This window comes from Enterococcus sp. DIV2453a (genome assembly GCF_050533535.1).
GTDB lineage: Bacteria > Bacillota > Bacilli > Lactobacillales > Enterococcaceae > Enterococcus > Enterococcus faecalis.
Window position 1 is genome coordinate 740,779 of the sequence record NZ_CP172899.1, and the last position, 12,277, is coordinate 753,055.

The window sequence follows — 12,277 nt, forward strand, 5'->3', positions numbered from 1 at the left end:
AACGTTTTTATTGTTAGAATGAAATGAAATAAATTTGTTAGGAGAATATTATGAGTTTACTTATCGCTTTAGTGCCCATGATTGCGTGGGGCAGTATTGGTTTAGTCAGCGGTAAAATTGGTGGAAGCGCCAATCAACAAACGTTAGGTATGACAATCGGCGCATTACTATTTTCAATTGTTGTCTTTTTTGTTATCCAGCCTACGTTGACGACAGCCACATTAATTGTTGGATTTATATCTGGTTTATTCTGGAGTTTGGGACAGAATCAACAATTTCATAGCATGAAATATATGGGCGTTTCAGTTGGCTTACCAATTTCAACTGGGATGCAGTTAGTTGTTAATACCGTTGCAGGGGCTGTTTTTTTCCATGAATGGACAAAAACAAAAGACTTTGTTGTAGGCTTTATCGCTTTAGCCTTTTTAGTTTTTGGGGTGTATTTAACAGCTCGACAAGATGATGATAGTCAACCGAAAACCTCAAACAGTATGTTAGATTTTAATAAAGGGATTCGGGCGTTGATTTTCTCAACAGTTGGGTATGGCGTCTATACCATCATTATTAATGCCACTGGTTTAGATCCGTGGGGAATTATTTTGCCACAAAGTATTGGTATGTTAGTGGGGGCTAGTTTCTTTGCCTTCAAAAAAGTCAAAGTTGATCGTTTTGTTTGGATGAATATGACGACGGGTCTGCTTTGGGGCTTAGGAAATATTTGTATGTTATTAACCATGCGTGAAATTGGCTTAGCTATTAGCTTCTCTTTATCACAAATGGGGATTATTATTTCGACTCTTGGAGGCATCTTCCTTTTAGGAGAAAGAAAATCAAAAAAAGAAATGTTTTATGTTATTTTTGGTTGCATTTTTGTTATTCTAGGTGGTATTCTTTTAGGGTATATGAAAGCGTAAATAGTTTATTTACGCTTATTTTTTTTACGGGGGTAAACACATGTCTATTTTTAGAAAAAAAGAAATCACTGTGCCTGTCAATGACAGTGGTGGGATGAAAAAAAATCTTAAGACGATGGACTTAATTTTTCTAGGAATTGGGGCTGTAGTAGGAACAGGGATTTTTGTTGTGACAGGTGTCGCAGCGGAACGCTATGCAGGTCCAGGGCTCGTCTTATCATTTCTGGTAGCAGCAGCCGCGATTATTTTATCTGGTTTATGTTATGCAGAATTTGCATCGCGTATTCCGGTCATTGGCGGGCCGTATGCCTACATGTATGTGGTCTTTGGAGAAATTGTGGCTTGGATGACTGGTTGGATGATTATTTGTGAGTTTTTCTTGGCGGTTTCATCCGTTGCTTCAGGTTGGTCAGGCTATGTCCATGGCTTTTTGGATAGCTTAGGTTTTTCTTTGCCGCAAGCGTTAAGTGGCGCTTATAATCCAACAAATGGTACATATATTGATTTGATTGCCATGTTGGTCGTTGTAGCCGTAACTTTTTGGGTATCTTTAGAAGCGAAAACAGCGTTACGTTTAAATAACTTAATGGTTTTCGTGAAGTTTGGGATTATTTTATTATTTGTTCTCGTGGGAATCTTTTATGTGAAACCAACGAACTGGCAACCATTTATTCCTTATGGTTTTTCAGGCGTTTTCAGTGGTGCTGCCTTAGTTTTCTTTGCCTTTCTAGGGTTTGATGCGGTTAGCATGGCCGCGGAGGAAGTGAAGAATCCGAAAAAAGATATTCCAAAAGGGATTATTGGTTCCATTATTATTTCAACATTGTTATATATTGTTGTTACGTTAGTTTTAACTGGGATTGTTCCATTTACGGATTTAGGGGTCAAGGATCCGGTGGCTTTTGCGATGCGCTTCATTAATCATGGCGCAATTGCGACAATCATTTCAGTTGGTGCTATTTTAACCTTATTAACAGTGACGATTGCGATGATGTATAGTTTAGCCCGTGTGATTTATGCGATTAGTAAAGATGGATTATTGCCGCAGTTTATGAGCAAAATCGATGAGAAGCGGCACACACCTAAGAATGCAACCTATGTAGCTGGATTTTTAGCAATGGTTTTTGCTGGTGTTGTTCCAATGGAGATGTTGGCTGAACTTACAAATATCGTGACACTCTTTTATCTGATGTTTCTCGCTTTAGGAATTATCAAATTACGGACAATGAAAGGAGAACCGCAAGCAGGTGAATTTAAAGTACCGCTTGTGCCGGTTCTACCATTAATTTCAATCGTGGTTTGCGCCGCTCTGATGTTCCAATTGTCTTTAGCTACTTGGCAAGTATTTGGCGTAGCCGTAGTGATTGGTTTGGCTATTTATTTCTTTTATGGACGTCACCATAGTATCGTTCGTTTCGAGACAAAAGAATAAAAATGAACGAAAAAAGAGAGGAATACTTGTCAAATAGACAGGTGTTTCTCTCTTTTCTTTCTGGCATTTTCTTCATTTTCAAGAGAAAACCGACAAGAAATATAGTTTAATAATGTCTAATTATGGTATACTGTTTAGGAGTAAATCCTGAGGGTTTAGGAAAATGACTAAAGGAGGTTTTTTCTGTATGTCACAGAAAGAAACATTTTATATTACCACCCCAATTTATTACCCAAGTGGGAAGTTACATATTGGGAATTCATATACAACAATCGCCTGCGATGCAATGGCCCGTTACAAGCGTTTAATGGGTTTTGATGTATTTTATTTAACAGGTGTGGATGAACATGGCCAAAAAATTGAAAAAAAAGCTGCTGAGTTGAATGTGACACCAAAAGAGTACGTTGATAAAATGGCAGCAGATGTTCAAAAATTATGGAAAACATTAGATATCAGCTATGATAAATTTATTCGGACAACGGATGATTATCACATGGCAGCCGTGCAACAAATTTTTGATCGTTTAGTAGAACAAGGAGATATCTACCTTGGAGAGTATGAAGGTTGGTATTCAGTTTCTGATGAAGAATTTTTCACTGAAACACAATTAGCTGAAGTATATCGTGACGATGAAGGCAATGTCATTGGTGGGAAAGCACCAAGTGGTCACGAAGTCGAATTAGTTAAAGAAGAATCCTATTTCTTCCGCATGAGTAAATATGCGGATCGCTTGGTACAATATTACGAAGAACATCCAGAATTTATTCAACCAGAATCTCGTAAAAATGAGATGCTAAATAACTTCATCAAACCGGGATTAGAAGATTTAGCCGTTTCAAGAACGACTTTTTCTTGGGGAATTCCATTAAAAAATGATCCAAAACATGTGGTTTACGTATGGATTGATGCGTTGTCAAACTATATTACAGCACTAGGTTACGGCTCAGAAGATGATTCATTATTCCAAAAATATTGGCCTGCGAACGTGCAAATGGTTGGGAAAGAAATCGTGCGTTTCCATACGATTTATTGGCCAATTATGTTAATGGCCTTGGATTTACCATTACCGAAAAAAGTCTTTGGACATGGTTGGTTATTGATGAAAGACGGAAAAATGTCTAAATCTAAAGGAAATGTTGTTTACCCTGAAATGTTAGTAGAACGCTACGGTCTAGATGCGTTACGTTATTATTTATTACGAGCAATTCCATTTGGTAGTGATGGCGTCTTTACACCAGAAGATTTCGTTTCTCGCTTAAATTATGATTTAGCTAATGACTTAGGAAACTTGTTGAATCGAACAATTGCGATGATTAATAAATATTGTGATGGCAAAGTACCAGCCTATGCTTCAAAAGTTACCCCATTTGATAGTGAACTATCGACAACTGCGGCGAATGTTATTGGAAAATATCATGAAGCAATGGAAAAAATGGAATTTAATACGGCCATTGCAGAAATCTGGACGCTAGTTTCTCGTGCAAATAAATATATTGATGAAACAGCGCCTTGGGTATTGGCTAAAGAAGAAGAGAAACGCAACGAATTAGAAAGTGTCATGATCCATTTAGCGGAAAGCTTACGAATTGTGGCAATTTTATTGCAACCAGTCATGACAGAAACACCAGGGAAAATTTTCGAACAATTGGGCTTAGATCCAGAAACAATGAACATGGAAAATATTCATTTTGGTGAGTTCCCAACAGACGTAACAGTAACAAGTAAAGGAACACCTATTTTCCCACGTTTAGAAATTGAAACAGAAGTAACGTATATTCAAAAGAAAATGTCCCAAAGCGAAAGTGCTACAGAAGAGGATATTAAATGGAATCCAGAAGAAACAACGTTAGTTTCAACGAAAGAAAAACAAATTAAGTACGATGATTTCGATAAAGTGGAATTAAAAGTTGCCGAAGTTATTGACTGCAAAAAAGTCAAAGGAGCAGATAAATTATTGCAATTCCGTTTAGATGCTGGAGATGAAAACCATCGTCAAATTCTTTCAGGTATTGCTGAATTTTATCCAGATCCAGCTGCGCTAATTGGCAAAAAAGTAGTTATTGTGGCTAACTTAAAACCAAGAAAAATGCGTGGTCAAATTAGCCAAGGAATGATTCTTTCAGCTGAATCACCAGAAGGTAAACTTCAAATTGTTGAAGCACCAAAAGAAATGCCAAATGGTGCAGGAATCGCATAAAAGCATAAGTAGTAAAGATAAAAGGTGAATTGTAACCTTTTATCTTTACTACTTTTTTTGTATACTAGAAGAAAAGTGATTTGATGTGGGGGAAGTTTGATGGCTTATCATACTTATGAATTTTTAAAAAGACGTAAAAATGATCCAAAATGGAGAAAGGCCTATACATCTGCTAGGAATAAACGTATTATTGGTGCTTTAGTTACGATAAATATAATTATTTGGGGCTTTGTTTTGTGGAAAAAAATAGAAAGTGGCGATATAGAAGTAAATAATATTATCGACGTCCTAAAATCGAAAATCAACGAATTTTTAAATTAAAAGAATCGAAGAAAAGCCTAGAAAAAATCATTTGCGATTTTTCCTAGGCTTTTCTATTTTAGAGTTTCACTTTTTTAGGTATTCGTTTTTTACCAAAACGGCCTTTCGTTAGGCGACTTGGTAAAATGATCAGTAAGAGTGAAAAAGGGACACTGATAATTTGCCACGTGAGTAAGCGGCCTAAGCTATTATTTTTATAGAGCCACTCTAATATAAAATGCAGCCCTAAAATACTTAACAAAGCCAAGCCTGTCAGGAAATAAGGCGTTGATACCCAGTCGGTCGTTTTCAAGAGACTAAAACCTAAAGGAATTAGATAAAAGTAAGCACTTGTTAAAGTAATACGCCAACTTTTCATAACGGTGCCTAAATTAATTATAAAAAAAAGTAAAGATAGGACTAAAGCAAAAGGTGGAAACAAAGCCACTAACGCCGAATAGATGGTTCCCCAGACGAGCATTAAGGGACCTTTAACAATAGCGGCAATAAGTGTAAACAAGCCAATTAGGAGTAACTGCTGTGTCAGTGAGCCAAAGGTTAGCAAGCCAAATAAAATAAGCAGTAGCCAGTGCCAAATGGTTTGGTTTTGTTGTTTTCGCTCAATAGTTACATTTTTTTGGATAGAGGTTTTTAAAAAATTTTCTAAATCAGGTGATTGTTTCACCTTATCACGCTCCTCTCAACTTAAGAGACAACAAACGAGTAGGTCTGCTAATTAAAAAGCAGTACCTACTCGTCTATTATAAGTGGTTTTTCTAAAAATAAAATCCGCCTTAAGTCTCAGTTACTGGGCTGCCAAGTAAGGTGTAAACCATTCAGAAAGTGTGCCGGTATAAGGTAAAACGACCCGTTTCATTCCACGAGAAATAGCAGTATACAGGATTTTTTTATCTCGTTTATTGTCGGAATAACGATTAACATTTGGGTTATGAAGAATTACATTATCAAATTCTAGACCTTTTGCCATATCAATTGATAAAACTTGCAGTGACGGATGTTCTTCCAATGAAAGAGAAGCACTAAGTTCTTTTGTTAATTGTTCTTTTTCTGCAAAAGTTTTAGTAATAATGGCGGTGCTTTCTTTCGGATCAAAAGTTGCAATGGAAGTGACGATTGCTTTAAGATAGTCAGACGCAGAGTCACAAGGAATAAATGTCGGCTTTTCTCCATCATGCCGGATGGGCACAATGGTTAATTGCTCTGGTTGAGTGCCTAATGTTTGGAAGAGTCGTGTAATTTCTTTACTTGAACGATAGCTGTTTAATAATTGATAGGTTCCAACAGAACGGCTGGTTTCGTTAACCAATAAATTATGGGCTTCAGAAAATTCAATGGCTGTATTAAAAATGGCTTGATTTTCATCACCAGCTAAAGTAAAACTAGCTTTAGGGAAAAGTGTCAGCAGTAATAATAATTGGGCTTCTGTATAATCTTGGACTTCATCGACTAGGATAAAAGCCATTTGCTGGTTGGCGAGGTTTTCAATAAATGCATGTTTCACCAAAATAAGGGCCACAATTTCATCGGCTGTGAAAACAGCTGTCTCTTTTTGATACGATTTTTCAGTGAATAAAGAATAAAACGTTTCAAAAAAGGCCCATTGATCTAGCCAAGCATCATTTTTGATAGCGGCAGTGACAGAGCGATATTTTTTCTTCAAACGTTTTAAAGCAAAATCAGCCAGATGTTTTTCATTATCTTCGGTAATCACTGTGCCAAAATAACGAACTTGTTCAGCTTCTGTTAAATCTTGGAATTGATCCAACATTTTTTTAGAATGGGCTTGTTTTAATAAGTACCGTGTCCAAAGACTGGTTAACTTTTCTTTTGTGGCTGAAATTCGTTGGCGAATACTCAAGTCAGCTGGTGTTTCTTGATAAAGTTTAAAAATTGTTTCTGAAGTAAATAAGGTCTGCTTTTTAAAAGTTAAAGGACGGAAAAAATGTGGCTGCACAACCGCTTTTTCAGGATTGCTTAAAAGAAACGTTGCAAATTCTTTTGAACGAATAACGTGCTCTTGCTCCGTTGCCTCAGAGCGAGTAATGCGTTCGAAATAGTCCGTTTCTTCTTCCATTGGCCATGCTTCTTTGGTAGTGAAGCGCAAAAATTGTAAAAGAGTCAAATTCAAGGGATTTCGTTCGCCTAAATTCGGTAAAACTTGAGAAATATAATCAATAAATGTTGAATTTGGTGAAAGTAATAAAATATTATCCGCTGTAATTTCTGCTCGATGTTGATAAAGTAAATAAGCAATCCGTTGCATAATCGCAGACGTTTTCCCACTACCAGCAATCCCGTTGACTAGTAGGAGTGGCTGCGTTTCGTCACGAATTATTTGATTCTGTTCTTGTTGAATGGTTGTCGTAATGTCCTTCATATAAGGAGAAGCATCTTCTTCTAAAGAATGCAATAACACATCATCTTGAATCGCAATGGTTGTGTCAAAATAGTTGATTAATTGATCTTTTTCAATAATTAACTGTCTTTTCAAATCAAGTTGTACAGGAATGGTTTGTTGATGTGCCATGTAGGCTGTTTTTCCTAAAACATTGTCATAAAATAACGAAGCAATCGGTGAGCGCCAATCGTGAATGCGCGTTTCTTCTTCTAAAGAAGTAAAATCGTTTACGCCAATATAAAAGTTTTCTGGCTCTTCAGGGCTGTCTTCAAAAGTCACGCCAATTTTGCCAAAATAAGGAACTTGTAATAGGCGTTTCACTTTGTCTAAATTTTTAGCCGTTGCTTCATTTTTTAAGTTCCACTGATCAATTTCACGGTTCTTCATTTCCAACATGGCAAACGTTTCTAGATTATCGGCATAACTATCAAAATTCAGCTTAGAATCGCGACCAAATTCCTCTAGCATATGTTTGCCATCTTTCATTGTGTTCGCCAATTGCTCTTCGTAAACTTTTTTAGCCGCTTGCAGCTCATGATAAACCGTTGTTAAATGCTGTTGTTCATAAATTTTTTCATCGGTCATGGAGATTCCTCCTTTTAATAACATGACTGAATAGTATACGTTACTTTTAGCATAAATGCAAGCGCTGTTTATGAGGAAATGGCGAATCTTGTCGCCTAGTCATTCAGATTTTTCAAGAAATATGATAAAGTAGAGAGGAGATAAAGGAGGCAATCATAATGATTTTTGATACACATACACATTTGAATGCAGAACAATTTAATGATGATATTCCAGAAACGATTGCACATGCCCAAGAATTGGGTGTTACAGAGATGGCCGTGGTCGGTTTTGATGAACCAACGATTGAAAAATCTCTTTTACTTAGTCAGGAATATGCCAATATTTATAGTATCATTGGTTGGCATCCAACAGAAGCGGGTAGCTATACGCCAGAGGTTGAACGACGATTACAAGAACAATTAACGTTGCCAAAAATTGTCGCATTAGGTGAAATCGGTCTTGATTATTACTGGATGGAGGATCCTAAAGAGGTGCAAGAAAAAGTTTTTCGCCGTCAAATTGCGATTGCTCGGGAAATGAATTTACCGTTTAGTGTGCATACGAGAGAGGCACTAGAAGATACCTATCGAATTTTAAAAGATGAAAAAATTTCAGATATTGGTGGAATCATGCATAGTTTCAGTGGCGATGCTGAGTGGATGAAGAAATTTTTAGATTTAGGTCTGCATATTTCTTTTAGTGGAGTCGTAACGTTTAAAAAGGCATTGGATGTTCAAGAAGCGGCGATGGCGGTACCACTAGAAAGAATGTTGGTGGAAACAGATGCACCCTATTTAGCTCCCGTTCCTTATCGTGGTAAACGGAATGAACCAGGCTATACACGATACGTAGTGGAAAAAATTGCTGAATTGCGTCAACTAACCTTTGAAGAAGTGGCAGAACAAACGAGAGTCAACGCTCATCGCTTGTTTCGGATAGATAAATGAAGGAAAAAATGAAAGTTGCAGAAATCATTGTCGTTGAAGGAAAAGACGACACACGCCGCATTCAAGAGGTAGTTACAGCAGATACGATTGAAACGATTGGCTCTGCTATCAATGATGAAATTTTGACACAAATTGAACACGCACAAGAAACGAGAGGCGTGATTATTTTTACAGATCCAGACTATTCGGGCGAAAAAATTCGTAAAACAATAATGGAAGTCGTTCCTGATGCAAAGCATGCTTTTTTATCAAGAAAAGTTGCAGTGCCTAAAAAAAATGGCGGTAGCCTAGGGGTTGAACATGCTAGTGATGAAGCAATTATTGAAGCCTTAAAAAAAGTCGTAACACCTGTTCAAGCTGATGAAGACTATCAAGAAATTCCTAGACAAACACTAGTTGAATATGGTTTAATAGCGGGAGCAAATGCCAAAAAATACCGTGAATTATTAGGAGATGACCTAAGAATTGGCTATACAAATAGCAAACAGTTAGTCAAACGGTTAAGCATGTTTCGGATTACAGAAGCAGAATTGAAAGAAAGCATGACACGTATTTTAAAAGAACTTGCAAACGAAGAATAACTACATGGAGGAACAAGCGTGACGGACTATAAAGAAATTGCCACACCATCCAGAACCAAAGAAATACTAAAAAAACATGGATTTTCATTTAAAAAGAGTTTAGGTCAAAATTTTTTGACAGAGCCTAATATTTTAAGAAAAATTGTAGAAACAGCGGGAATTAATCAGCAGACAAATGTTGTCGAAGTCGGGCCTGGAATTGGTGCATTAACAGAGCAATTAGCGATGAACGCAGCACAAGTTGTGGCTTTTGAGATTGATGATCGCTTGATTCCTGTCTTAGCGGATACCTTAAGTCGCTATGATAATGTGACAGTGGTTCATCAGGATGTTTTAAAAGCTGATTTGGTCGAGACAACCAACCAAGTTTTTCAAGAGAAGTATCCGATTAAAGTGGTAGCTAACCTACCTTACTATATTACTACGCCAATTATGATGCATTTTTTAGAATCTTCTTTAGATGTAGCCGAAATGGTTGTGATGATGCAAAAAGAGGTCGCTGATCGAATTGCTGCTAAACCAGGAACGAAAGCTTATGGCTCATTATCAATTGCTGTCCAATATTTTATGGAAGCAAGTGTCGCCTTTATTGTGCCAAAAACAGTTTTTGTGCCGCAACCCAATGTTGACTCGGCGATTATTAAATTGACGCGCCGTGCTACACCAGCGGTGACAGTGACCAATGAAAAAGAATTTTTCAAATTAACCAAAGCCAGTTTCCAATTAAGACGCAAAACATTGTGGAATAACTTAACGCATTTTTATGGGAAAGATGAACAAACGGTAGCTTGGCTAAAAGAGAGCCTAGCTGAAGCAGAAATTGATCCTTCTAGACGTGGTGAAACATTGTCTTTAGAAGAATTCGCTCGTCTAAGTAATGCTCTAGAAAAAAATAAACCAGTATAAAAAAGAACTTTCTGTTATTTATGAGAAATAACAGAAAGTTCTTTTATGTGTCTTGACACATTGCGGCTGTTCAGCTACACTTGAGAAAAACAAAAGGTGTCATGACACCTTCAGGAGGCAGTTTTAATGAAAACAAACTCAGTAAAACGTTTAACAATTTCAGCACTTTTAATTGCAATGGGGATTATCATTCCAATGGTTATGCCAAGAATTACCATTGGTCCAGCCAGTTTTACGTTAGCAAGTCACGTCCCAGTTTTTATTGCCATGTTTATTTCTCCAGTGGTGGCAATTGCGGTTAGTCTAGGAACAGGTTTTGGTTTTTTCTTATCCGCAACACCGATTATTGCTTTGCGGGCCTTATCTCATTTGATTTTTGCAGTCATTGGCGCAGTGATTTTACAAAAGCATCCAGAAATTTTAATCAATAAAGAGGGGAAATTCACTTTATTAAATGGGAAATTACAGTTGTTTAACGTGGGAATTGGAGTGATTCATTCCGCTGCCGAGCTAGTGGTTGTTTCTGTATTTTACACAATGGGCAACTTGCCAGGAACCTATTATACAGCCGGCTTCATGTATTCTATTTTTCTTTTGATGGGCGTTGGTGGATTAATTCATAGTTTGGTGGATTTCAGTATTGCCTACTTTTTAGCAAGTACCTTAAGTAAACATGTAGATATTCCAACTTTTACAGAAGCAAAACAACCCAAAGTGATAAAGAAGAAGGTTAAATTAGCATAAAGAGAAACAATCGAGGCATCCGTCATTGCGACGGATGCCTCGAGATTTTTTTATTTAATGACTTCTTCTGTTTGAGGGTCGAAGAAATGTCCTTTGTTAATATCAAAAGCTAAGTCAATCATTTCACCAGGATGGTGGAAGTCACGAGCATCTACTTTTGAGATAAACTCTGTATCACCAATTTTTGTATAAAGCATGGATTCAGCCCCTAATAATTCAGAAACAACGACTTCAGATTTAATCACCGCATCTTTCATTGCCGTTAAAGCCACTTGTTCGCTATGAATATCTTCTGGACGAATACCGAAAATTAATTCTTTGCCTTCATAACCATGTTCAACAAGCTCTTTGTTTCTTCCTTCAGGAATTGCTAGTTTTAAGCCATGTTGGTTAGAAATAACCCCATTGTTTAAGGTAACTTTGAAGAAATTCATGGCAGGTGAGCCGATGAACCCAGCTACGAACATATTTTTTGGTGTATTGTAAACTTCTTTTGGTGAACCAATTTGTTGAATAAAGCCATCTTTCATAATTACGATTCGATCAGCCATGGTCATCGCTTCGGTTTGGTCATGTGTCACATAAATTGTCGTAGTTTCTAAACGTTGGTGTAGTTTAGCGATTTCAGCACGCATGGCTACACGTAATTTTGCATCCAAGTTTGATAAAGGTTCATCCATTAAAAAGACTTTGGCATCACGGACAATTGCCCGGCCAAGTGCAACACGTTGGCGTTGTCCACCAGAAAGCGCCGCAGGTTTACGTTGTAAGTACTCTGTTAAGCCCAGAATATCCGCAGCATTTTCCACCCGTTTTTTAATTTCAGCTTTATCATATTTTCTTAGTTTTAAACCAAAAGCCATGTTATCAAAAACAGTCATATGCGGATAAAGCGCATAGTTTTGGAAAACCATGGCAATATCACGATCTTTCGGTGCAACGTCATTCATGACTTTGTCCCCAATTGATAATTCACCTTCAGTAATATCTTCTAAGCCAGCAATCATTCGCAATGTTGTTGATTTACCGCAACCAGAAGGTCCGACAAAGACGATAAATTCACGGTCTGTAATTTCTAAGTTAAAATCTGTAACAGAATAATGTTCTGCATTGTCATATTTTTTATACACATTTCTAAGCGCCATTTCCACCATTTGATACGTCACTCTTTTCTTTTTGATTTGTTACTCATAGTTTAAATGAAAACGCTATCTTTCAGCAAGGGAGAGTTGCACAAGAAAAAGAAGACTTTTTCGTCAAGGTGACAAAG

At 37.1% G+C, this 12,277-nt stretch carries 11 protein-coding genes; 8 read left to right on the plus strand and 3 right to left on the minus strand.

Annotated features, from left to right (window positions below; translation table 11 throughout):
• The first annotated feature begins 50 nt into the window (after positions 1-50).
• The 4 genes from IGK03_RS03655 to IGK03_RS03670 all read left to right on the plus strand — a co-directional run bounded on the left by IGK03_RS03655 (position 51) and on the right by IGK03_RS03670 (position 4,864).
• Entirely contained in the window at positions 51-914 is an 864-nt protein-coding gene (locus IGK03_RS03655; RefSeq protein WP_002355811.1) for a GRP family sugar transporter, read from the plus strand.
• Between the two features lie 40 nt (positions 915-954).
• Positions 955-2,346: an amino acid permease gene (locus IGK03_RS03660; protein ID WP_002361373.1), complete on the plus strand. Its 1,392-nt coding sequence runs from the start codon at positions 955-957 to the stop codon at positions 2,344-2,346.
• A 187-nt stretch (positions 2,347-2,533) separates the two neighbouring features.
• Positions 2,534-4,543 (plus strand): methionine--tRNA ligase, encoded by a 2,010-nt coding sequence (gene metG, locus IGK03_RS03665; protein ID WP_002355813.1) that lies wholly within the window; start codon positions 2,534-2,536, stop codon positions 4,541-4,543.
• 99 nt (positions 4,544-4,642) lie between these two features.
• A complete protein-coding gene (locus IGK03_RS03670; protein WP_002366304.1) occupies positions 4,643-4,864 on the plus strand; it encodes a hypothetical protein in 222 nt (73 codons plus the stop codon).
• Positions 4,865-4,922: 58 nt separating this feature from the next.
• Here the strand turns inward: IGK03_RS03670 and IGK03_RS03675 are convergent, their stop codons facing one another.
• Both IGK03_RS03675 and IGK03_RS03680 read right to left on the minus strand, forming a co-directional pair.
• The gene (locus IGK03_RS03675; protein ID WP_002383359.1) at positions 4,923-5,528 is read right to left on the minus strand and encodes a hypothetical protein; all 606 of its coding nucleotides are present in this window, start codon (positions 5,526-5,528) and stop codon (positions 4,923-4,925) included.
• Positions 5,529-5,648: 120 nt separating this feature from the next.
• Positions 5,649-7,871 (minus strand): HelD family protein, encoded by a 2,223-nt coding sequence (locus IGK03_RS03680; RefSeq protein ID WP_430602477.1) that lies wholly within the window; start codon positions 7,869-7,871, stop codon positions 5,649-5,651.
• A gap of 134 nt (positions 7,872-8,005) precedes the next feature.
• Here IGK03_RS03680 and IGK03_RS03685 point away from each other — a divergent pair, with 134 nt between their 5' ends.
• From IGK03_RS03685 to IGK03_RS03700, 4 genes are all read left to right on the plus strand, one after another.
• On the plus strand, positions 8,006-8,776 hold the full coding sequence (locus IGK03_RS03685) for a TatD family hydrolase (RefSeq protein ID WP_002358846.1): 771 nt from the start codon (positions 8,006-8,008) through the stop codon (positions 8,774-8,776).
• Positions 8,773-9,357, plus strand: a complete 585-nt coding sequence (gene rnmV / locus IGK03_RS03690; protein ID WP_002383361.1) for a ribonuclease M5 — start codon at positions 8,773-8,775, stop codon at positions 9,355-9,357. The genes IGK03_RS03685 and rnmV overlap by 4 nt, the downstream gene beginning before the upstream one ends.
• A gap of 18 nt (positions 9,358-9,375) precedes the next feature.
• Positions 9,376-10,263: a 16S rRNA (adenine(1518)-N(6)/adenine(1519)-N(6))-dimethyltransferase RsmA gene (gene rsmA, locus IGK03_RS03695; RefSeq protein ID WP_002358849.1), complete on the plus strand. Its 888-nt coding sequence runs from the start codon at positions 9,376-9,378 to the stop codon at positions 10,261-10,263.
• Between the two features lie 126 nt (positions 10,264-10,389).
• Positions 10,390-11,007, plus strand: a complete 618-nt coding sequence (locus IGK03_RS03700) for a hypothetical protein (protein WP_002355821.1) — start codon at positions 10,390-10,392, stop codon at positions 11,005-11,007.
• A gap of 50 nt (positions 11,008-11,057) precedes the next feature.
• Here IGK03_RS03700 and IGK03_RS03705 read toward each other — a convergent pair whose 3' ends face one another.
• Complete coding sequence (locus IGK03_RS03705) at positions 11,058-12,161, minus strand: ABC transporter ATP-binding protein (protein ID WP_002355822.1); 1,104 nt, start codon at positions 12,159-12,161, stop codon at positions 11,058-11,060.
• Between the last annotated feature and the right edge of the window lie 116 nt (positions 12,162-12,277).